22 protein-coding genes are annotated in these 20,942 nt (G+C 70.7%); all 22 read right to left on the reverse strand.

Translation table 11 applies throughout. The annotated features are described in order from the left end of the window. Positions 1-7: 7 nt before the first annotated feature. The 22 genes from EUA06_RS14225 to argS all read right to left on the reverse strand — a co-directional run bounded on the left by EUA06_RS14225 (position 8) and on the right by argS (position 20,933). The gene (locus EUA06_RS14225) at positions 8-451 is read right to left on the reverse strand and encodes a DUF2550 domain-containing protein (protein ID WP_129476933.1); all 444 of its coding nucleotides are present in this window, start codon (positions 449-451) and stop codon (positions 8-10) included. Positions 452-537: 86 nt separating this feature from the next. Beyond that, the gene (locus tag EUA06_RS14230; protein WP_129476935.1) at positions 538-945 is read right to left on the reverse strand and encodes a F0F1 ATP synthase subunit epsilon; all 408 of its coding nucleotides are present in this window, start codon (positions 943-945) and stop codon (positions 538-540) included. Next, positions 945-2,402, reverse strand: a complete 1,458-nt coding sequence (atpD, locus tag EUA06_RS14235) for a F0F1 ATP synthase subunit beta (RefSeq protein WP_129476937.1) — start codon at positions 2,400-2,402, stop codon at positions 945-947. The genes EUA06_RS14230 and atpD overlap by 1 nt, the downstream gene beginning before the upstream one ends. A 3-nt stretch (positions 2,403-2,405) precedes the next feature. Further along, positions 2,406-3,308 carry a F0F1 ATP synthase subunit gamma gene (locus tag EUA06_RS14240; RefSeq protein WP_129476939.1) on the reverse strand — a complete coding sequence of 301 codons (903 nt, stop codon included), beginning with the start codon at positions 3,306-3,308 and terminating at the stop codon, positions 2,406-2,408. Positions 3,309-3,311: 3 nt separating this feature from the next. Further along, positions 3,312-4,955: a F0F1 ATP synthase subunit alpha gene (gene atpA, locus EUA06_RS14245; RefSeq protein WP_129476941.1), complete on the reverse strand. Its 1,644-nt coding sequence runs from the start codon at positions 4,953-4,955 to the stop codon at positions 3,312-3,314. Between the two features lie 53 nt (positions 4,956-5,008). Beyond that, a complete protein-coding gene (locus tag EUA06_RS14250; protein WP_129476942.1) occupies positions 5,009-5,803 on the reverse strand; it encodes a F0F1 ATP synthase subunit delta in 795 nt (264 codons plus the stop codon). Continuing rightward, positions 5,803-6,363: a F0F1 ATP synthase subunit B gene (locus tag EUA06_RS14255; protein WP_129476943.1), complete on the reverse strand. Its 561-nt coding sequence runs from the start codon at positions 6,361-6,363 to the stop codon at positions 5,803-5,805. The genes EUA06_RS14250 and EUA06_RS14255 overlap by 1 nt, the downstream gene beginning before the upstream one ends. Positions 6,364-6,403: 40 nt before the next feature. Continuing rightward, positions 6,404-6,613, reverse strand: a complete 210-nt coding sequence (atpE, locus tag EUA06_RS14260) for an ATP synthase F0 subunit C (RefSeq protein ID WP_030482691.1) — start codon at positions 6,611-6,613, stop codon at positions 6,404-6,406. Positions 6,614-6,681: 68 nt separating this feature from the next. Further along, entirely contained in the window at positions 6,682-7,470 is a 789-nt protein-coding gene (gene atpB / locus EUA06_RS14265) for a F0F1 ATP synthase subunit A (protein ID WP_242498161.1), read from the reverse strand. Next, positions 7,467-7,757 carry an AtpZ/AtpI family protein gene (locus EUA06_RS14270; RefSeq protein ID WP_242498162.1) on the reverse strand — a complete coding sequence of 97 codons (291 nt, stop codon included), beginning with the start codon at positions 7,755-7,757 and terminating at the stop codon, positions 7,467-7,469. Before EUA06_RS14270 ends, atpB begins: the two co-directional genes overlap by 4 nt. Beyond that, on the reverse strand, positions 7,754-8,239 hold the full coding sequence (locus EUA06_RS14275) for a hypothetical protein (RefSeq protein ID WP_129476945.1): 486 nt from the start codon (positions 8,237-8,239) through the stop codon (positions 7,754-7,756). Before EUA06_RS14275 ends, EUA06_RS14270 begins: the two co-directional genes overlap by 4 nt. 73 nt (positions 8,240-8,312) lie before the next feature. After that, positions 8,313-9,548, reverse strand: a complete 1,236-nt coding sequence (locus EUA06_RS14280; RefSeq protein WP_129476947.1) for a glycosyltransferase family 4 protein — start codon at positions 9,546-9,548, stop codon at positions 8,313-8,315. A gap of 2 nt (positions 9,549-9,550) precedes the next feature. Beyond that, entirely contained in the window at positions 9,551-10,207 is a 657-nt protein-coding gene (locus tag EUA06_RS14285) for an L-threonylcarbamoyladenylate synthase (protein WP_422879758.1), read from the reverse strand. 5 nt (positions 10,208-10,212) lie between these two features. Next, on the reverse strand, positions 10,213-11,052 hold the full coding sequence (prmC, locus tag EUA06_RS14290) for a peptide chain release factor N(5)-glutamine methyltransferase (RefSeq protein WP_129476951.1): 840 nt from the start codon (positions 11,050-11,052) through the stop codon (positions 10,213-10,215). Further along, on the reverse strand, positions 11,053-12,126 hold the full coding sequence (gene prfA / locus EUA06_RS14295) for a peptide chain release factor 1 (RefSeq protein WP_129476953.1): 1,074 nt from the start codon (positions 12,124-12,126) through the stop codon (positions 11,053-11,055). It lies immediately after the preceding gene. 84 nt (positions 12,127-12,210) lie between these two features. Further along, positions 12,211-12,450 carry a 50S ribosomal protein L31 gene (gene rpmE, locus EUA06_RS14300; RefSeq protein WP_129476955.1) on the reverse strand — a complete coding sequence of 80 codons (240 nt, stop codon included), beginning with the start codon at positions 12,448-12,450 and terminating at the stop codon, positions 12,211-12,213. A 139-nt stretch (positions 12,451-12,589) separates the two neighbouring features. Continuing rightward, entirely contained in the window at positions 12,590-14,464 is a 1,875-nt protein-coding gene (rho, locus tag EUA06_RS14305; RefSeq protein ID WP_165354399.1) for a transcription termination factor Rho, read from the reverse strand. 121 nt (positions 14,465-14,585) lie between these two features. Continuing rightward, positions 14,586-15,482 (reverse strand): homoserine kinase, encoded by an 897-nt coding sequence (gene thrB, locus EUA06_RS14310; protein ID WP_129476959.1) that lies wholly within the window; start codon positions 15,480-15,482, stop codon positions 14,586-14,588. After that, the gene (gene thrC / locus EUA06_RS14315; RefSeq protein WP_242498163.1) at positions 15,482-16,531 is read right to left on the reverse strand and encodes a threonine synthase; all 1,050 of its coding nucleotides are present in this window, start codon (positions 16,529-16,531) and stop codon (positions 15,482-15,484) included. Before thrC ends, thrB begins: the two co-directional genes overlap by 1 nt. Before the next feature lie 17 nt (positions 16,532-16,548). Further along, positions 16,549-17,856, reverse strand: a complete 1,308-nt coding sequence (locus EUA06_RS14320) for a homoserine dehydrogenase (protein WP_129476963.1) — start codon at positions 17,854-17,856, stop codon at positions 16,549-16,551. Further along, the gene (gene lysA / locus EUA06_RS14325; protein ID WP_165354400.1) at positions 17,853-19,271 is read right to left on the reverse strand and encodes a diaminopimelate decarboxylase; all 1,419 of its coding nucleotides are present in this window, start codon (positions 19,269-19,271) and stop codon (positions 17,853-17,855) included. The genes EUA06_RS14320 and lysA overlap by 4 nt, the downstream gene beginning before the upstream one ends. Before the next feature lie 6 nt (positions 19,272-19,277). Further along, positions 19,278-20,933: an arginine--tRNA ligase gene (gene argS, locus EUA06_RS14330; protein ID WP_129476965.1), complete on the reverse strand. Its 1,656-nt coding sequence runs from the start codon at positions 20,931-20,933 to the stop codon at positions 19,278-19,280. Positions 20,934-20,942: the final 9 nt, after the last annotated feature.

Here is a 20,942-nt window from a genome sequence, read left to right on the forward strand (position 1 = left end):
CCACCGGTCAGCGTCGGTTCCAGTCGGTGCCGGGTGGTCCGGACTCCAGCCAGGACTGGAAGCCCGTGAGCGAGGCCTCGCTCATCGCGATCTCGAGGGCCTCGCCGCCGTAGTGGCAGGAGGCGACGACGTGGCCGTCGTAGAGGGACATCTCCTCCGTGCCCGCGGGTGCGCGGCGACCGGAGTACTCGAGCAGCTCACGCGCCCACACCCGCTTGGGGCGGGGCGAGAGCGAGAAGATCCGGAACCACTCGAGCGACTGCCCGGAGTAGCGCCCGATGCCGAGCAGCCAGCCGCGACCGGGGTGCTCGGAACGCACGCGATAGCTCAGCTCGAAGGTGCCGCCGTGGCGGGCGAGGAATCGTCGGCGGACGATCAGGGAGATGCCGTAGAGCAGGGCAAGGAGGAGGACGGCCCCGACGATGTCGAGCGCCCATTCCCAGGCCGGCATCCAGACTCCCTCGACCCCACGAAACAGATGAACGCACGAACCAGACGGTTCGTGCGCTCACCCTAGCGCTCGCGTGGAGACGCTCGTCAGGAAGCCCGCTCCGCGGCACGGATGCGTGCCTCGGCCCGGCGTACGGCCTCCGCGGCGGCGTCGTCGTTCTCGCCCGAGCTCTGGGCCCGCTCGAGGTCCTGGCGTGCCTTCTCCAGGTCGATCTCGTGCGACATCTCGGCCCGCTCCGACAGGATCGAGACGCGGTTGTCGGCCACCGACAGGAAGCCGGCGTCGACGGCCGCGATCCAGGTCTCGCCGTCGGTCGTCTGCACGTCCACGACACCCTCGATGATCGAGGACAGCAGAGGAGCGTGGTTGGGCAGGATGCCGACGTCGCCCTCGGTCGTGCGGGCGATGACCATGGTGGCCTGGCCCGACCAGACGAGCCGGTCGGCAGCAACCAGCTCGACCTGGAGGACCTTGTCGGTCTTCAGGTCAGCCATCAGAGGCTCTTCTGGATCTCGGCCCACTTCTGCTCGACGTCGTCCAGACCGCCGCACATGAAGAAGGCCTGCTCGGCCACGTGGTCGTACTCACCGTCGGCGATCTTGTTGAACGCCTCGATGGTGTCGGCCACCGGGACGGTCGAACCCTCGATGCCGGTGAACTGCTTGGCGACGTAGGTGTTCTGCGACAGGAAGCGCTGGATGCGGCGGGCCCGCGACACGATCACGCGGTCCTCCTCCGAGAGCTCGTCGACACCGAGGATCGCGATGATGTCCTGGAGCTCCTTGTTGCGCTGGAGGATCTGCTTGACCCGCACCGCGCAGCGGTAGTGCTCGTCGCCGATGTACTGCGGGTCGAGGATGCGCGAGGTCGACGTCAGCGGGTCCACGGCCGGGTAGATGCCGAGCGAGGCGATCTCGCGCGACAGCTCGGTCGTCGCGTCCAGGTGGGCGAACGTCGTGGCCGGGGCCGGGTCGGTGTAGTCGTCGGCGGGGACGTAGATCGCCTGCAGCGACGTGATCGAGTGACCACGCGTGGAGGTGATGCGCTCCTGCAGCTGACCCATCTCGTCGGCCAGGTTGGGCTGGTAGCCCACCGCGGACGGCATGCGGCCGAGCAGCGTGGAGACCTCGGAGCCGGCCTGCGTGAAGCGGAAGATGTTGTCGATGAAGAGCAGCACGTCCTGCTTCTGCACGTCGCGGAAGTACTCCGCCATCGTCAGGGCCGACAGCGCGACGCGCAGGCGCGTGCCCGGCGGCTCGTCCATCTGGCCGAAGACGAGGGCGGTCTGGCCGAGGACGCCGGCCTCCTCCATCTCGACGATGAGGTCGTTGCCCTCACGGGTGCGCTCGCCGACACCGGCGAACACCGACACACCACCGTGGTCCTTGGCGACACGCGCGATCATCTCCTGGATGAGCACGGTCTTGCCGACGCCGGCACCACCGAACAGGCCGATCTTGCCGCCCTGCACGTAGGGGGTGAGCAGGTCGATGACCTTGATGCCGGTCTCGAACATCTGGGTCTTGGACTCCAGCTGGTCGAACGCCGGCGCCTTGCGGTGGATGCCCCAGCGCTCGGCGGGCTCGAAGGTCTCGCCCTCGGCGAGGTTGAGCACGTCGCCGGTGGTGTTGAACACCTTGCCGAGCGTCGCGTCGCCGACGGGGACGGTGATCGACGCACCGGTGTCGATGACCTGGCCGCCGCGCACGAGGCCGTCGGTCGGCTTCATCGAGATGGCGCGGACCATGCCGTCACCGATGTGCTGGGCGACCTCGAGGATGATCGAGTGGGTCTCGCCGCTCAGCTCGAAGTCGCACGTCAGCGCGTTGTAGAGCGGGGGCATGGCGTCGGACGGGAACTCGATGTCCACGACCGGGCCGATGACACGGGCGATGCGGCCCACGCCGCCGGCCGTGGTGGTGTCGGCGGACTCGTTGATGGTGGCAGTCATGTCTCATTCACTCCCGGCTTGTGCGTCGGCAAGCGCGTTGACGCCACCGACGATCTCGCTGATTTCCTGTGTGATGCCAGCCTGGCGAGCCTGGTTGGCGATGCGCTTGTACTTCTTGATGAGCTCGTCCGCGTTGTCGGTGGCCGACTTCATCGCCTTCTGGCGGGCGGCCAGCTCGGAGGCGGCCGCCTGCAGCAGGGCGAAGAAGATCCGGCTCTGGACGTAGCGCGGCAGCAACGAGTCGAGCACGTCGCTGGGCGAGGGCTCGAACTCGTAGAGCGGCAGCAGGTCGTCCTTCTCCGGCGCCTCGGTGCCCTCCACGACCTCCAGCGGAAGGAGGCGTACGGCGGTGGGCTCCTGGCTCAGCATCGACCGGAAGCGCGTGTAGACCACGTGCACCTCGTCGGCGCCCTCCTCGTCGAGGAAGGTCTCGATGAGCGTGGCGCCGATCTCGGCCGCCACGTCGTAGGTCGGCTGGTCGGAGTGGCCTGTCCACGCCCGCGCGATGGCGCGCTGGCGGAACTTGAAGTAGGCCTCGCCCTTGCGCGCCGAGATGTAGATGTCGACGTCCTTGCCCTCGCCCTTGAGCTTCTCGATGAGACGCTCGGCCTCCTTGAGCACGCTCGAGGAGTAGGCACCGGCCAGACCGCGGTCGGAGGTGACGATCAGGATCGCCGCCCGCTTGGGGTCCTCCGGCTCGAGGGTCAGCGCGTGGTCGACGTTGGAGAACGTCGCCACGGCCGACACCGCGCGGGTCAGCTCACGGGCGTACGGCGCTGCGGCCTGGGCCCGCTGCTGCGCCTTGATGATCCGGGACGCAGCGATGAGCTCCATGGCACGCGTGATCTTCTTCATCGACTCCGTCGACTTGATCCGCGCGCGGTACTCGCGTACCGAGAGAGCCATGGGTCAGCCCCGCTTCTGCTTGACGATCTGCTCCTGCTCGACGTCCTCGTCCTCGAGGGCGACGTGCTCTTCCTTGCCGGCCTTGACGCTCTGGCCGTCGGAGGTCTCGAACTGGTCGAGGAAGGAGTCGTAGGCGGACGCGAGCTGGTCCTCGGTCGAGTCCTCGAACTTCGAGGTCTCGCGGATGCCCGCGAGGATGCCCTCGTGGCTGCGCCGCAGGTAGTCGAGGAACTCGTTCTCGAAGCGCAGGACGTCGTCGGTCGGGACCCTGTCGAGACGGCCCGACGTGCCGGTCCACAGGGAGACGGTCATCTCCTCGACCGGGTACGGCGAGTACTGCGGCTGCTTGAGCAGTGCCATCAGGCGCTGGCCGCGGTCGAGCTGCTGGCGCGAGGCGGCGTCGAGGTCGGAGGCGAACATCGCGAAGGCCTCCATGGCGCGGAACTGCGCCAGGTCGACCTTGAGCGAGCCCGTGACGGTCTTCATCGCCTTCGTCATCGCCGAGCCACCCACGCGCGAGACCGAGACACCCACGTCGATCGCCGGGCGCTGGTTGGCCGCGAACAGGTCCGACTGCAGGAAGATCTGACCGTCGGTGATCGAGATGACGTTGGTCGGGATGAACGCCGAGACGTCGTTGGCCTTGGTCTCGATGATCGGCAGGCCCGTCATCGAGCCCTTGCCCATCTCGTCGGAGAGCTTCGCGCAGCGCTCGAGGAGCCGGCTGTGCAGGTAGAAGACGTCACCGGGGTAGGCCTCGCGGCCCGGCGGACGACGCAGCAGCAGCGACACGGCGCGGTAGGCCTCGGCCTGCTTGGTGAGGTCGTCGAACACGATGAGGACGTGCTTGCCGTCGTACATCCAGTGCTGGCCGATGGCCGAGCCGGTGTAGGGGGCGAGGTACTTGAAGCCCGCGGAGTCGGACGCCGGGGAGGCGACGATGGTGGTGTACTCCAGCGCGCCGGCCTCCTCGAGGGCGCCACGCACGGCGGCGATGGTCGAGCCCTTCTGGCCGATGGCGACGTAGATGCAGCGCACCTGCTTGTCCGGGTCGCCGGACTCCCAGTTGGCCTTCTGGTTGATGATCGTGTCGATGGCGATCGTGGTCTTGCCGGTCGAGCGGTCACCGATGATCAGCTGGCGCTGGCCGCGGCCGATGGGCGTCAGGGCGTCGATCGCCTTGATGCCGGTGGCGAGCGGCTCGTGCACCGACTTGCGCACCATCACGCCGGGAGCCTGGAGCTCCAGCGCGCGGCGGCTCTCGAGGCCGGCGATCTCACCGAGACCGTCGATCGCGGTGCCGAGCGGGTCGACCACGCGGCCGAGGTAGCCGTCACCGACGGGGACCGAGAGGATCTCGCCCGTGCGACGCACGGTCTGGCCCTCCTCGATCTTGTCGAAGTCACCCAGGACCACGACACCGACCTCGCGGGTGTCGAGGTTCAGCGCGATGCCGAGCGTGCCGTCCTCGAACTCGAGCAGCTCGTTGGCCATGACCGAGGGCAGGCCGCTGACGCGGGCGATGCCGTCGGCAGCCTCCGCGACCGTGCCGACCTCTTCCTTGGCCGCCGAGTCGGGCTCGTAGTCCGACACGAAGCGCTGAAGCGCGTCCCGGATCTCGTCCGGACGGATGGACAGCTCCGTCATTTCATTCACCTGTTCTCTGGGTCTGCTGGAGAAGTTCTTGGATGTGTGGGGCGTCAGCCGGCGAGCCGGCGACCGGCATCGTCGAGGCGGCTGGCGACCGTCCCGTCGATGACGTCGTCACCGATCTCGACGCGGATGCCGCCGATGACCTCGGGGTCCACGATGACATTGAGGTGCACGTCGCGGCCGTAGCTGCGCGCGAGCGCAGCCGCCAGCCGGTCACGTTCGGCATCGGCGAGCGGGCGCGCGACGCGGACCGTCGCCACTCCCTCGCCGCGGACCTCGGCCGCCACCTTCTGGTAGGCCGCGAGTGCCACCGCGACCGTCCGGTGACTGCCGGACAGCGACTGCTGCACGAGGGACACCGTGGCGGGCAGGACCTTGTCGCCGAGCAGGCCGGCGACCAGCGCCGTCTTGTCGGCACGGCTGCGGGCCGGGTCGGAGAGCGCGTCGCGCAGCTCCGGGTTGGCCTGCACGAGCCGCCCCACCGCGAAGACCTCGTCCTCGAGGCGGGTGGCGTCGCTCCCGGCGGAGCGCACCGTGGCGACCACGCCGAGCTGCTCGAGCGCGTCGCTCAGGTCGCGCCCGTAGGTCCACCGCTGCGCGACCGCCGTGGCGACGACGTCCATGGCCTCCGAGGAGATCTTGTCGCCCAGGACGCCGCGGAGCAGGTCGCCCTTGGCCTCCCCGCGCAGTGCTGCATCGGACGCGACGCGGCGCAGACCGGGCTCGGAGCGGAGGAGGTCCGCCGTCCCGAACAGGTCCTGGCCCACCCGGCCCAGGTCGCCGGTGCCCGGGAGGACAGCGGCGGCCGCGGCGTAGGCGTCTGCGGACGCACCTCGCATCATCAGTTGACGCTCCCCGAGGTCGTGCCGTTGGACGCCTCCAGGTCAGCGAGAAAGCGCTCGACGACGCGGCTCTGGCGAGCGTCGTCCTCGAGGCTCTCGCCGACGATGCGTCCGGCCAGGCCGGTCGCCAGGGCCCCGACCTCGGCCCGGAGCGAGGTGACCGCCTGCTGGCGCTCGGCCTCGATCTGGGCCTTGCCGTGCTCGACGATGCGGCTGGACTCGGCCTGCGCCGACTCCCGCATCTCGGCCACGATCGCCGCACCCTGCTCGCGTGCCTCCTCGCGGATGCGCGCGGCCTCGTGCCGGGCGTCGGCGAGCTGCTTCTCGAGCTCGGCGAGCTTGGCGTCGGCCTCGGCCTGCTTGGACTCGGCAGCGCTGAGCCCACCCTCGATCGCTTGGGTGCGCTCGGCGAAGGTCTTCTCGAAGTTGGGCACGACGAACTTGCGCAACAGCACGAAGAGGATCGCGAACACGATCAGCGCGAGGATGACCTCTGACCAGACCGGCAGCACCGGGCTGTGGGTCTCGCCCTCCGCCGCCGCCAGGACGATGTGGTCCATGAGTCGAACTCCTACGGTCTAGAGCTGGGTGCGACGGTCGTCAGAGTGGCAGGACGAACGCGAGCGCGACGGTGATGATGAAGAGCGCCTCGGCGAGAACGAAGCCAAGAATGGCGATCGACTGCAGACGGCTCTGGGCCTCGGGCTGGCGCGCGACACCGGAGATGAACGCAGCGAAGATCAGGCCGATACCGACACCGGGACCGATGGCGGACAGGCCGAGACCGACCAGGTTGATGGAGCCTTCCACGGCTTTTCCTTTCGTCGGCGACGCGTCTCTCGCGCCGCTGTTTGGCGAAACTTGTGGGGTGGTGCGGATCAGTGCTCGTCGGCGAGGGCTTCGCCGATGTACATCGAGCTCAGGAGCGTGAAGACGTAGGCCTGGAGGAACATGACCAGCATCTCGAGGAAGCTGACGCCGATGCCGAGCCCGAAGGACAGCACGCCGACGGCGCCGTAGAGGATGTTGCCGCTCGCGAGGAGCGCGGCTCCACCGGTGGCGAACAGGATCAGGAGCAGGTGGCCGGCGAACATGTTGCCGAACAGACGCAGCGTCAGCGTGACCGGCCGGATGATGATGTTGGAGAAGAACTCCAGCGGGACCAGCAGCAGCAGGATCGGGCCCTTGACGCCGCCCGGCATGGTCGCGTGCTTGAGGTAGCCCAGCGGCCCGTGCTTCCAGACGCCGGCCCCGACGTAGATGCCCCAGCTCAGCAGGGCCAGCGGGACGATGAAGCCGATGCGCGAGAAGCTCGGGAACTGCAGGAACGGGATCACGCCGTAGTAGTTGTTCACCAGGATGAAGGTGAAGAGCGTGAAGAGGTAGGGCACGAACTTCATGTAGTGCTCGGAGCCGATGTTGTCGCGCGCCATGTTGTTGCGGACGAAGCCGTAGACCATCTCGCCGGCGAACTGGAGGCGGTTCGGGACCAGCGAGGCGTTGCGCGAGGCGGCGTAGAAGAAGCCGAACACCAGCACGGCCGAGAACGCCAGCAGGACCATCGGCTTGGTGACGTCGCCGAAGATCGGAGGCAGCTCGAAGCTTCCCGGGCCGGGGGCCTGGAAGCCCGATCCGCCCTCTGCCGCCACAGGCTGGGTGATGCTCACTCCGACTCCTCGTCGCTCGTGTTGTCAGTCCGGGTGGTGCTCTGCTCGTCCGACGTGAGCCGGTTCATGTACAGGATCATCATGTAGGTGCCGAGACCGGCGCCCAGCAGGATGCCCACCGGCGCCAGGTAGCGCGTGCCCAGCCATCGGTCCAGGAGCCAGCCGACCGCGCCGTAGAACAGCACACCCGCCACCAGGTAGCTGGGGGCACTGCTGCTGCGCGGTTGGGGGGAAGAGGCACTGGAACCGGCCATCGCGTCCCGAACGTTAGCAGTCGTCGCGCTCATGCTTCACCCCCGGTCGGGAGGTCGAAGTAGGGCACTCGCTCACGCGCGGTGAGGACCAGGTGGGACACCGTCCAGACGAGCGTCGCGAGCACCATCGAGCCCGCCAACCACGCCCGCTCCTGGGTGGAGGAGAACAGGTCGCCGCGCGTGATGGCGAGGAACACCATGAGCACGATCGCCAGCTGCGTCACATAGGTGAGGAGGGCGACCAGGAGCGAGGCGGTCGGCATCGCGCTGGCGACGACGTGCATCGACAGGGTGCCGAAGGAGACCACGAGGGCGACCAGCCCGGCTCCCACGGCGGCCGCACCGGCCGCGGTCGGGCCGTGGACGAGAGCGGCGACGACCGTCGCGGCCGCACCGGCGAGGACCGTCAGCGCGCCTGCACGGACCACGATCCGCAGACCGCGCGCGAGGCTGTTGCGGCGGATGGTCACGCTGCCCTCGGTCGTCATGTCGGTGGCCTGTCTGCTGTCGGTCATCGGCTTGGGATCGCTCGTGAAAACTATCACAAAGTCCTCGCCCGCCTCCAACCGGGGCTGCGGACGCCCCCGCTCAGGCCCCCGGGAAGCCCCGCACCGTGCGGTCGTCCGGTTCCTCCATGGGCTCCAGCAGCGGGTCCTCGTCGTCCTCGGACCAGCCCTCGACCTCCGCGTTCTCGGGCAGTCCGGTGTTGCCCAGCCCGGTCTTGCGCGGACGCTGCACCCGGGGCAGGACGAACGTCAGCACGATGGTCAGGGCGAGCATCGAGCCCAGGCTCCACCAGACCCACGACCCCTCGTAGAGGCTCACGATCACGGCACCCGAGGCGAGCGTGAACGCCCACATCCACATGATCAGGACCGCGCGCCGCTGGGAGTGGCCGATCTCGAGCAGGCGGTGGTGGAGGTGCTGCTTGTCGGCGCTCATCGGGGATCGGCCGGCGCGCGTGCGTCGTACGATCGCGAGGATCATGTCGACGATCGGCACCATCAGGAGCGAGATCGGCAGCAGCACCGGGAGCACGGTCACGAAGAGGCTGTTGCCCGCCGACGTGGGCATCCCGAAGAACTGGCCCGTCAGGGTCAGCGCGCTGGCCGACAGCACGAGGCCGATGAGCATCGACCCGGAGTCGCCCATGAAGAGACGGGCCGGGTGGAAGTTGTGGGGAAGGAAGCCCGCGCAGGCGCCGGCGAGGGCGGCGCTGAGCAGGGCGCCCGTCGTGGCCAGCGTGAGGTTGTTGGTGTCGGAGAGCTGGTAGCAGTAGAGGAAGAACGCGGCGGCGCCGATGCCCACCACGCCGGCCGCCAGCCCGTCGAGGCCGTCGACGAAGTTGACCGCGTTCATCGTTCCGATGACCACGACCAGCGTGATGATCGCCCCCTGGGCGTCACCGAGGGCGATCTGGGTGCCGTCGGGGCTGGGGAAGTAGTAGAAGCGCACCCCCAGCGCGACCAGCAGGGACGCGGCGAGCACCTGGCCGCCGAGCTTGGTGAGCGCGTCCAGCTCGAAGATGTCGTCGAGGACACCGACGGCGCAGACCAGGGCACCTGCGCCGAGGACGATGCCGGCGTCGCGGAAGACGAAGTCGTCGCTGGTGGAGAGGAACGGCAGCTCGCGGGCGACGGCGTAGGCCGCGACGAGGCCGCCCAGCATCGCCAGCCCGCCGAGGTAGGGGATCGGGACGGCGTGCACGTCGCGGTCGCGCACGGCCGCGACGGCCCCGGTGCGCAGGGCGATCTCGCGGGCCACGACCGTGAGGAGGTAGGTCACCGACAGGGAGACCAGGAAGACGAGGAGGTACTCCCGCACCGTCAGCCCTCGTCCGTGAGCACGACCCCGTGCTCCTCGATCGCGGCGTTGAGCTGATCGAGCGAGAGTGCCCCGAGGCGGAGGACCCGGCCCTCGGGGATCGTGACGTCGACGATCGTGGACGCCTCGCCGCCCGGCGAGGCGCCGCCGTCGACGATCACCGCGACGGCGTCGGCGAGCATCTCCTCCGCCGCGTCGGCGTCGGTGGCGGCGGGCCGCCCGGTGAGGTTGGCCGAGGAGACGGCGAGCGGACCCGTGCGCTCCAGGACGGCGAGGGCGACCTCGTCGTCGGGCATGCGTACGGCGACCGTGCCGCGCGTCTCGCCCAGGTCCCACACGAGGGAGGCCTGCTGGTGGCACACGAGCGTCAGCGGGCCGGGCCAGAACGTCTCGACCAGGGTCCGTGCCCACGGGGGCACGCCCTCGGCGAGCGCGTCGAGCGTCGTGGCGGCGGAGACCAGCACCGGCGGGGGCATGTCGCGCCCCCGGCCCTTGGCGTCCAGCAGGCGCTGCACCGCCTGGTGGTTGAAGGCGTCGGCGGCGATGCCGTAGACGGTGTCGGTGGGGATGACGACGAGGTCGCCGCGGCGTACGGCACCGGCAGCGGCGGTCACCGCCGCCTCGCGCTCCTCGTCGGTCGAGGTGTCGAACCTGTCCACGCTGCTCATCGTGCCAGTCGTGCGGTCACGTAGCGCGGCCGACCCGCGAGGTCGCGGTGGTCGGTCACGTCGGTCCAACGGGCCGTGGCGGTGAAGACGCCGGGAGCGGACTCCCCCTGCACGTCGGCGTGCTCGGCACCCACCACTCCCCCGGGCCGCAGCAGCTGCGCGGCACGGCGCTCGAGCACACGGATCGCGTCGAGCCCGTCCTGGCCGGAGAAGAGGGCGAGGTGGGGGTCGTGGTCGCGCGCCTCGGCGGCGACGGACTCCCAGGCCTCGAGCGGGATGTAGGGCGGGTTGCAGACGACCACGTCGACGGTGCTGAGCAGGTCGTCGAAGGCGGTGGCGAGGTCGCCGTGGCGCAGGTCGACACCGGTGCCGGCGAGGTTGCGCTCGGCCCACGCCAGGGCACCCTCGTCGAGCTCGACGGCGTGGACGTCGGCACCCGGGACCTCGTCGGCGATCGCTCGCGCGATGGCGCCGGAGCCGGTGCAGAGGTCGACGACCACGGGTCGCTCGAGCGTGAGGAGGTGGTCGATCGCCCAGCCGGCCAGCAGCTCGGTCTCGGGGCGTGGCACGAAGACGCCCGGCCCGACGGCCAGCTCGACGTGGCGGAACGCAGCGGTGCCGGTCAGGTGCTGGAGCGGCTCGCGGGCAGCGCGACGCGCCACGAGGGCGTCGTACGCCTCCTGCTCAGGGCTCCCGAGGTCGTCGACGAGCGGCAGCCGACCGAGGGCGACGTCGAGGACGTGGGCCAGCAGCAGGTCGGCGTCGCGCTCGGGCGAGGCGACGCCGGCGTCGCGCAGCCGAGCCGCAGCGTCGCGCCGCGCGGTGCTCGCCCGCACTCAGGACTCCAGCTCTGCCAGCCGGGCGGCCATGTCGGTCTCGACGCACGAGTCGAGCACGGGCTGCAGGTCGCCGTCGAGCACCTGGTCGAGGTTGTAGGACTTGTAGCCGGTGCGGTGGTCGGAGATCCGGTTCTCCGGGTAGTTGTAGGTGCGGATGCGCTCGGAGCGGTCCACCGTGCGCACCTGCGAGCGGCGTGCCTCGCTCGCCTCGGCGTCGCGGGCGTCCTGGGCGACCTGCAGGAGCCGGGCGCGCAGGATGCGCATCGCGGACTCCTTGTTCTGCAGCTGGCTCTTCTCGTTCTGGCAGCTCGCCACGATGCCGGTCGGCACGTGCGTGATCCGGACGGCCGAGTCGGTCGTGTTGACGCTCTGGCCGCCGGGACCGCTCGAGCGGTAGACGTCGATCCGCAGGTCGTTGTCGTTGATCTCGACGTCGACGTGCTCGGCATCGGGCATGACCAGGACGCCCGCGGCGGACGTGTGCACGCGCCCCTGGGACTCGGTGACCGGCACCCGCTGCACGCGGTGGACGCCGCCCTCGAACTTCAGCAGGGCGTACGGCGCCTGGCCCGGCTCGACCGTGCCCTTCGCCTTGACCGCGGCGGTGACCGACTTGAAGCCGCCCAGGTCGGACTCCGCGGAGTCGAGCAGCTCGACGCTCCACCCGCGCGACTCGGCGTAGCGGGAGTACATCCGGAGCAGGTCGCCGGCGAACAGCGCCGACTCCTCACCGCCCTCGCCGGACTTGATCTCGAGCAGCGCGTCCTTGCCGTCGGCGGCGTCGCGGGGCACCAGGAGCCGGCGCAACCGCTCGCTCGCCACCTCGCGACGTACGGCGAGCTCGTCGGCCTCCTGCGCGAAGGCCGGGTCCTCGGAGGCGAGCTCGCGCGCGGCCTCGATGTCGTCGCCCAGCTGGAGCCAGTCCTCCCAGGTCGTCACGACCGCCGTCAGCTCGGCGTAGCGCTGGTTGAGCTGCTTGGCGAGGCGCTGGTCGGCGTGGGTCTCGGGGAGCGCGAGGCGACCCTCGAGCTCGGCATGCTCCTGGCGCATGCCCTCGACGGCCTCGAACACGGCGCTCCTCCTGCTGCTGGTGGGTGGACAGACGACAAGGCGCCGGCCACCCGCACAGAGCGGGCGACCGGCGCCTGACGTGGACTACTTGCTGTCAGCCGTCTCGGGCTGTGCAGCAGCCTTCTTGCCGTAGCGGGACTCGAACCGGGCGACGCGGCCGCCGGTGTCGAGGATCTTCTGCTTGCCGGTGTAGAACGGGTGGCACTGCGAGCAGACATCGGCGTGGATCGAGCCGGAGGTCGCGGTGCTGCGGGTGGTGAACGACGCGCCGCAGGTGCAGGTGACGGCGGTCTCGACGTAGTCGGGGTGCGTGTCCTTCTTCATGGTGTCCTCTCAGTTGCTCCGGGTCGTCCGCGTGGATCGCTGGTGACGTGAACCGGAACCGACGCACAAGTGTGCCACCGCTCTCAACAGCGGCGCCAATCCAGCCATTCCCGGCCCAGCCGGGGCCTCAGCGGTGGCCTCAGCGGTGGCCGATGACCTTGCCGACGGCGGCCGGGGTCTCGGCGGCGGCGAGCTGCTTGCGCAGGTCACCGACGACCGCTCCCTCGGCCGGCGCGAGCAGCTTCTCCTCGTGGCGGGTGCCCGACGCTGCGACGTCGACTGCGGGCACGATTCCCTTCGCCGCGCGGTCCGCGCTGAGCACCAGCTCGAGGTTGGCGGTGCCCGCCAGCTCCTCGAGGAAGAACTCGTCGGTGGCCGAGCCGGTGCCCACGCTGACGGTCGCGAGGATCGTCAGCGAGCCGGCGTCCTCGATCTTGCGGGCCGCGCCGAAGAACTCCTTGGTCGGGTGCACCGCCGAGGCGTCCACCAGTCCACCCAGCACGCGACCGTTCGCGGGGGCCGCGAGGTTGTAGGCGCGGCCCAGGCGGGTCAGGGAGTCGAGCAGCACGACGACGTCGTGGCCGAGCTCGACGAGCCGCTTGGCCCGCTCGATGGCCAGCTCGGCGACGAGGGTGTGGTCGCCCGGCTGCCGATCGAAGGTCGACGCGACGACCTCGCCCTTGACGGCGCGCTGGTAGTCGGTGACCTCCTCCGGGCGCGTGTCGACCAGCACCACCATGACGTGGCACTCGGGGTTGTTCGTGGTCACCGACTGGGCGATCGATCGCAGCAGGGTCGTGGTGCCCGTGCGCGGCGGGGTGAGCAGGAGGCCACGCTGGCCCTTGCCGATCGGCGCGGCGATGTCGACCACCTTGCCGATCACGTTGGTCTCGTCGGTGGCGAGCCGCAGGCGCTGGTGCGGGTGCACCGGGACCGAGTCGGCGAAGTCGGGACGCTCCTTGGCGCCCTCGGCCTCGGTGCCGTTGATGCTGTCGATGCGGACCATCGGGTTGAACTTCTCCCGACGCTCCCCCTCGCGCGGCTGGCGCACCTGACCGACGACCGCGTCACCGCGGCGGAGGTGGTACTTCCGCACCATCGACAGCGAGAGGTAGACGTCCTCGGGGCCGGGGAGGTAGCCCGACGTGCGCACGAACGCGCAGTTGTCGAGCACGTCGAGGATGCCCGCGGCCGGCACCAGGACGTCGTCCTCGAGGATCGTGGTGTCGGGCTCGTTGCGCCCGCCGCCGCCCGCACGCACCGTGGTGCGGTCGCGACCGCGGCGTCGACGGTTGCGGCGGCTGCCGCCCTCGCCGTCCTCGTCGTCGTCCTGCTGCTGGTTCTGCTGGTTCTGCTGCTGGGCCTGCTGCTGCTGGGCGTGCTGCGCCTGCTGCTGGGCCTGCTGGTTCTGCTGCTTGCCCTGGCCCTGCTTCTGGCCCTGCTTCGGCTCGTTCTGCCGGTCCTGCTTGTCCTGCCGGTCCTGCTTGTCCTGCCGGTCCTGCTTGTCCCGCTTCTGCTCGTTCTGGGTGTCCTGCTGCTTGTCCTGCTGCCGGTCGGCCTGCTCGTCCTGCCGGTCGGACTGCTGCTTCTGCTTGGCCTGCCGCGGCTGCTCGTCCTGCCGCGAGTCCTGCTTCTGCTCCTGGCGCGACTCCTGCTTCTCGGCCTGCTCGACCTGGCGCTGCTTGCGGGTGCGCGTGCGCACGGTCGTCTGGGGAGCGGGCTCGTCGGCCGCCGGGTCGGCACGCGGTGCTTCCTGAGCCGCCTCCTGCGGTGCCTCGGCCCGGGGCGCCTCGGCCCTGGGCGACTCCGCCTTCGGCGTACCTGCGGCCTTGATGGCGTCGACGAGCTGGGCCTTCTTCATCGAGCCGGCGCCGGAGATGCCCAGGCCGACGGCCATGGACTTGAGGTCGGCGAGCAGCATCGAGTTGAGGCCACCCGACTTGGCGGCAGCCTTCTTGGCCGGCTTCTTCGCCGCAGCGGTCTCGGCAGTCTCGACAGAGGGGGTCTCGGTCACGTGGGTCCTTCGCACGTTGCGTCGCCCTCACACGGCCGGGAAGGCCCGCGGGGCGGATGGTGGTCGCCCGGACACGCAGTCAGATGGACCGGGTCGGGCGGGTACGCCGAACGGCGCACGCTCAGGCTAGCAGCACGGCACCGTCGGACTCGATCGTCAGGTCGTGGCGCGCCCAGCCGTCGGGACAGCGGTCGGCCAGGTCGGTGCCGGTGGCCACGAAGGCCAGCACCGTCGGTCCCGCACCCGACACGACAGCCGGTACGCCGTCCGCGCGGAGCCGGTGGACCAGCGCGAGCGTCTCCGGCATGGCGGGCTCGCGCTGCTCCTGGTGCAGCCAGTCGCGGGTCGCGGCGAGCAGGTGCTCGGGCTGCCCGCCCAGGGCCGCGACGAGCAGCGCGGTGCGCCCGGAGTTGGCCGCGGCATCCGCGTGCGGGACCGTCTCGGGCAGCAGCCCGCGGGCGACCTTCGTCTCCACGCCGGTCGGCGGCACGAAGGCGACCGCGGTGATCCGCGGGTCGACGCCGGCGCCGACGGCGTACCACCGGTCGTCCTCACGCCCGGAGATGACGAAGCCGCCGAGGAAGGCGGGTGCCACGTTGTCGGGGTGGCCCTCGAGGTCGGCGGCGAGGTCGAGGAGGGCCTCGTCGGAGGCGAGCAGCTGGCCACCCGCGACCAGCGCTCGGGCGAGCACGACCCCGGCGACGATCGCCGCCGACGACGAGCCGAGGCCTCGCGCGTGCGGGATCACGTTGCGGCACGACAACCGCAGGCCCGGGGGCTGCTCCCCCATCAGCGCGAACGCCGCCCGCATCGAGCGGACGACGAGGTGCGACTCGTCGCGAGGTACGTCGTCAGCGCCGGCTCCCTCGACCTCCACGACCAGGCCCTCGGGCAGCACCTCCGCCTCGAGCTCGTCGCGCAGCGACAGCGCGAGGCCGAGCGAGTCGAAGCCGGGGCCGAGGTTGGCCGACGTCGCCGGGACGGTGACCCGCACCGGCCCGTCGATGAACTGGGGCATCAGGCGAGCCCGGCGGCGGCGGCCGCGGCGTGCACGTCGGCGTCGACGACCGTGTCGACGATGTCGGAGTGGCTCTCGAGCGCGGTCGCGGTGTCCTTGAGCCCGTGTCCGGTCACGGTGATGACGACGGACTTACCGGCGTAGGACTCGCCCGACGCCAGCTCGGCCAGCATCCCGGCCACGCCGGCGGCCGACGCGGGCTCGACGAAGACGCCGTCGCGACGGGCCAGCTCGGCCTGCGCGGCGAGGATCTGCGCGTCGCTGAGCGCGGCGAACCGACCCTCGGACTCCTTCGCAGCCATCTCGGCCAGGTGCCACGACGCCGGGTTGCCGACGCGGATCGCGGTGGCCTTGGTCTCGGGGTCGGGGAACGGCTCCCCCGTCACGAGGGGCGCCGCGCCCTCGGCCTGGAAGCCGCGCATCACCGGTAGCCGCGACGCGCGGCCGAGCTCGGCGTACTGCTGGTAGCCGAGCCAGTAGGCGGCGATGTTGCCGGCGTTGCCCACGGGCAGGAGGTGGTAGTCGGGGGCGTCACCGAGGAAGTCGCACACCTCGAAGGACGCGGTCTTCTGGCCCTGGAGGCGGACCGGGTTGACCGAGTTGACCAGCGCCACCGGGTAGTCGCGGGCCAGGCCGCGGGCGAGGTCGAGGCAGTGGTCGAAGTTGCCGCGGACCATGATGATCCGGGCGCCGTGCACGACGGCCTGCGCCATCTTGCCGGCAGCGATCTTGCCCTCCGGGATCAGCACCAACGGCTGGAGGCCCGCCTTCGCGGCGTAGGCCGCCATCGAGGCCGACGTGTTGCCGGTCGACGCGCAGACGACGGCCTCGGCGCCCTCGTGCTTGGCGACCGAGATGGCCGCGGTCATGCCGCGGTCCTTGAACGAGCCGGTCGGGTTGTTGGCCTCGACCTTCAGCCAGACCTCGCCGCCGGTGAGGCCGGAGAGCCACTCGGAGTGCACGAGCGGGGTGCCGCCCTCGCGGAGGGTGACCGCGACCAGGCCCTCCGGGAGGTCGAGCAGCTCGCGGTACTCCTCGATGACGCCCAACCACTGACCGTGTGCCACTACTCGTCCCCGCCTTCCACACGCATCACCGAGGTGACCTCGCGGACGATGTCCATGCTCCGGAGCTGCTCGACCGTCGCGGCCAGGGCGGCGTCGGGAGCGGCGTGGGAGACGACGACGAGCTGGGCGTCGGCCCCACGACCCTCCTGCCGCACGGTCTGGATCGACACGTCGTGGTCGGCGAACGCGTTCGCCACCGCGGCGAGAACGCCGGCGCGGTCATCGACGTCGATCGCCACGTGGTAGCGGGTGCGGGTCTCCCCCATCGGCTGCACCGCGCGGTCGGCGTAGGCCGACTCACCCATGCCACGGGTGCCGGCGAGCCGGTTGCGGGCGACCGTGACGAGGTCGCCGAGGACGGCGCTCGCGGTCGGCGCACCGCCCGCGCCGGGGCCGTAGAACATCAGCTGGCCCGCGGCCTCGGACTCGACGAAGACGGCGTTGAAGGCCTCGCGCACGCTGGCGAGCGGGTGGGTGCGCGGGATCATCGCCGGGTGCACGCGCGCGGCGACCTGGTCGCCGTTGGGTCCGGGCCGGAGCTCGCAGATCGCGAGCAGCTTCACGACCGAGCCCATGTCGCGGGCGCTCGCGACGTCGGCGGCGGTGACATCGGAGATGCCTTCGCGGTAGACGTCGGCGGCGGTCACCCGGGAGTGGAAGGCGAGGCTGGCGAGGATCGCGGCCTTGGCGGCGGCGTCGAAGCCCTCGACGTCGGCGGTCGGGTCGGCCTCGGCGTAGCCCAGCTCCTGGGCCTCCTCGAGGGCCTCGGAGAAGCCGGCGCCGGAGCTGTCCATCTTGTCGAGGATGAAGTTGGTGGTGCCGTTGACGATGCCGAGCACCCGGGTGACCTTGTCACCGGCGAGCGACTCGCGCAGCGGCCGCAGGATCGGGATCGCCCCGGCCACGGCTGCCTCGTAGTAGAGGTCGCGCTCGGCCTTCTCCGCCGCCTCGAACAGGGTCGGGCCGTCCTCCGCGAGCAGCGCCTTGTTGGCGGTCACGACGCTGGCGCCGTTGTCGAGCGCGGAGAGGATCAGCGTCCGGGCCGGCTCGATGCCGCCGATCACCTCGACCACCAGGTCGACGTCGGCACGGGCGACCAGTCCCGCGACGTCGGTCGTCAGCAGGCCGTCGGGCAGGTCGACGTCGCGCGGCGCGTCGAGACGGCGTACGCCGACCCCGACCAGCTCGACCGGCACACCCACCCGCGCCGTGAGGTCGTCGCTCTGCTCGGTCAGCAGCCGGACCACCTGGGACCCGACCGCGCCGCAGCCGAGCACCGCCACCTTCAAGGTGCGCTTGTCGCTCATGAGATCCCTACGTCGGTCGCCAACAGGTCGGCCTCAGTCTCTCGTCGCAGCACGGTGAAAGTCTTCCCGTCCCGAACTCCGATCACCGGAGGACGCAGGGCGTGGTTGTAGTTCGAGGCCATGGATCTGCAGTAGGCGCCCGTGCCGGGCACTGCGACGAGGTCGCCGGGACGTACGTCGCCGGGCAGGAACTCGTCCTTGACGACGATGTCACCGGCCTCGCAGTGCTTGCCGACCACGCGGGCCAGCGCAGCGGGCGACGTGGACGCCCGGGAGGCGAGGGTCGCGGAGTAGTCGGCGTCGTAGAGGGCGGTGCGGATGTTGTCGCTCATCCCGCCGTCGACCGAGACGTAGGAGCGGCGCGCACCGCCGTCGAGGGCGACCTCCTTGACCGTGCCGACCTCGTAGACGGTGCACATCGACGGGCCGACGATCGCCCGGCCGGGCTCGATCGACAGCCGGGGGCGGTCGATGCCGAGCGCCCGGCACTCGTGCTCGACGATCTCCGACATGCCCGTCGCGAGCGTCTCGGGGTCCGACGGGTCGTCCTGGGTCGTGTAGGCGATGCCGAAGCCGCCGCCGAGGTCCATCTCGGGCATCACGACGTCGAGCTCGGTCGCGATCCGCGCGTGCAGTGCGAGCACCCGGCGGGCCGCTACCTCGAAGCCGGAGGTGTCGAAGATCTGGCTGCCGATGTGGGAGTGGAGGCCGAGCAGCCGGAGGCCCGGCGCGGCCAGCACCCGGCGTGCGGCCTCGAGCGCGTCGCCGCCGGCGATCGAGAAGCCGAACTTCTGGTCCTCGTGGGCGGTGGCGATGTACTCGTGGGTGTGCGCCTCGACGCCCGCCGTGACCCGGACGAGCACGCCCGTGGTCCGGCCGAGCTCCGTCGTCACCGCGGCCAGCCGCTCGATCTCGTCGAACGAGTCGACGATGACGCGGCCCACGCCGAGCTCGACGGCCCGCTCGAGCTCGCCCAGCGTCTTGTTGTTGCCGTGGAAGCCGACCCGCTCCATCGGGAAGCCCGCGCGCTCCGCGACGGCCAGCTCGCCGCCGGAGCAGACGTCGAGCGAGAGCCCGTCCTCGGCCAGCCAGCGCGCCACGGTCGTGCAGAGGAACGCCTTGCCGGCGTAGTACACGTCGTAGTCGGAGAAGGCGTCGCGGAAGGCGCGGGCGCGGGCACGGAAGTCAGCCTCGTCGAGGACGTACGCCGGGGAGCCGTGCTCGCGCACGAGCTCGGGCAGCGGCACACCCCCGACCGCCAGCACGCCGTCGGTCTTGGTCGCCGTCCGCGACCAGAGGTGGTCGACGAGCGCGTTGGGGTCGGCCGGCTCACGGAGCCAGTGCGGACCTCCCGGCCTGTTCGAACGCAGGGCGCCGTCGGCGTGCGCCCAGCCGGACGGGTGTGCGGTGGGCACGCCCGCTCACATCCGCTCGGGAGCGGAGACGCCGAGGAGGAACAGGCCGTTGGCGAGCACCACCCGGGTCGCGTCGACCAGCATCAGCCGTGCCCGGTGGAGATCACCCGTCTCCTCGTCGCCGCGCGGGAGCACCCGGCAGGCGTCGTAGAAGCGGTGATAGGTGCCGGCGAGCTCCTCGAGATAGCGCGCCACCCGGTGCGGCTCGCGCAGCTCGGCGGCCGCCTTGACCACCCGCGGGAACTCGGCGAGCGCGCGCAGCAGCTCGCCCTCCTTCTCGTGGGTCAGCAGCTCGGGGTGCGACTCCGCGACGACGCCCAGGTCGGCCGCGTTGCGCATCAGGCTGGCGACGCGGGCGTGGGCGTACTGCACGGTGAAGACCGGGTTGTCATTCGTCGCCTTCGCCCAGAGGTCGAGGTCGATGTCGATGGGTGAGTCGGAGTGGTAGCGGGCGAGCGCGTAGCGGCTCGCGTCGACCCCGATCGCGTCGACGAGGTCGTCGATCGACACGACCGTGCCGTTGCGCTTCGACATCCGCATCGGCTGGCCGTCCTTGAGCAGGTTGACCATCTGGCCGATGAGGATCTCGAGGTTCTTGCCCGGCTCGTCGCCGAAGGCGCTGCACATCGCGTTCATCCGGCCGACGTAGCCGTGGTGGTCGGCGCCGAGCATGATGAAGCAGCGGTCGAAGCCCCGCTCGCGCTTGTCGAGGTAGTAGCCGAGGTCGCCGGAGATGTAGGCAGTCGTGCCGTTGGACCGGATGATCACGCGGTCCTTGTCGTCGCCGAACTGCTCGGTGCGCAGCCAGAGCGCGCCGTCCTCGGTGTAGGTGTTGCCCATCTCGGTGAGCCGTTCGATGGCGCGCTCGACCGCGCCGGAGTCGTGGAGCGACTTCTCGTGGAAGTAGACGTCGAAGTCGACCCCGAAGTCCTGCAACGACTTCTTGATCTCGGCGAACATCATGTCGACACCGACCTGGCGGAAGACCTCCTGCGCGGCCTCGTCGTCGAGGTCCTTGACGTCGGGGCGCTCCTGCACGATCGCGGCGGCGATGTCGTGGATGTACTGACCGCCGTAGCCGTCCTCCGGGGCCGGGCGGCCCTGGGCGCTCGCGAGAAGCGAGGAGCTGAAGCGGTCGATCTGGGCGCCGTGGTCGTTGAAGTAGTACTCCCGGGTGACGTCGGCGCCGGTCTTCTCGAAGATCCGGCCGAGCGCGTCGCCGACCGCGGCCCAGCGGACCCCGCCGAGGTGGAGCGGGCCGGTCGGGTTGGCGGAGACGAACTCGAGGTTGATCTTCTCGCCCGCGAACGCGTCGGAGGAGCCGTACGCCTCACCTGCCGCGACGACGTCGGCCGCGACCTGGCCCTGGGCACCCGCCTCGACGGTGATGTTGAGGAAGCCCGGCCCGGCGACCTCGACGTCGCTCACGCCGTCGGAGGCCCGGAGCTGGTCGGCGACGAGGTCGGCGAAGGCGCGGGGATTCGTGCCAGCCTTCTTGGCGAGCTGGAGCGCGACGTTGGTGGCGTAGTCGCCGTGACCCTTCTGCCGGGGTCGCTCCACCGTGACCTCGGTCGGCACGCCGTCAGGGAGCGTGATCGCGCCGTCGGCCACGAGGGCCGCCAGCGCATCGACGATGGTCGCGGAGAGCTGCTCTGGGTTCACCCACCAAGC

This window comes from Nocardioides glacieisoli, from assembly GCF_004137245.1.
GTDB lineage: Bacteria > Actinomycetota > Actinomycetes > Propionibacteriales > Nocardioidaceae > Nocardioides > Nocardioides glacieisoli.

Coding starts and splice junctions, on each gene's coding strand:
- EUA06_RS14255 (WP_129476943.1), bottom strand. CDS start 6,363: ATGGACCACATCGTCCTGGCGGCGGCGGAGGGCGAGACCCACAGCCCG.
- EUA06_RS14250 (WP_129476942.1), bottom strand. CDS start 5,803: ATGATGCGAGGTGCGTCCGCAGACGCCTACGCCGCGGCCGCCGCTGTC.
- rpmE (WP_129476955.1), bottom strand. CDS start 12,450: ATGAAGAAGGACACGCACCCCGACTACGTCGAGACCGCCGTCACCTGC.
- EUA06_RS14270 (WP_242498162.1), bottom strand. CDS start 7,757: ATGAGCGCGACGACTGCTAACGTTCGGGACGCGATGGCCGGTTCCAGT.
- EUA06_RS14240 (WP_129476939.1), bottom strand. CDS start 3,308: ATGGCTCTCTCGGTACGCGAGTACCGCGCGCGGATCAAGTCGACGGAG.
- EUA06_RS14225 (WP_129476933.1), bottom strand. CDS start 451: ATGCCGGCCTGGGAATGGGCGCTCGACATCGTCGGGGCCGTCCTCCTC.
- thrB (WP_129476959.1), bottom strand. CDS start 15,482: ATGCCCCAGTTCATCGACGGGCCGGTGCGGGTCACCGTCCCGGCGACG.
- EUA06_RS14275 (WP_129476945.1), bottom strand. CDS start 8,239: ATGACCGACAGCAGACAGGCCACCGACATGACGACCGAGGGCAGCGTG.
- EUA06_RS14230 (WP_129476935.1), bottom strand. CDS start 945: ATGGCTGACCTGAAGACCGACAAGGTCCTCCAGGTCGAGCTGGTTGCT.
- atpD (WP_129476937.1), bottom strand. CDS start 2,402: ATGACTGCCACCATCAACGAGTCCGCCGACACCACCACGGCCGGCGGC.
- EUA06_RS14320 (WP_129476963.1), bottom strand. CDS start 17,856: ATGAGCGACAAGCGCACCTTGAAGGTGGCGGTGCTCGGCTGCGGCGCG.
- atpA (WP_129476941.1), bottom strand. CDS start 4,955: ATGACGGAGCTGTCCATCCGTCCGGACGAGATCCGGGACGCGCTTCAG.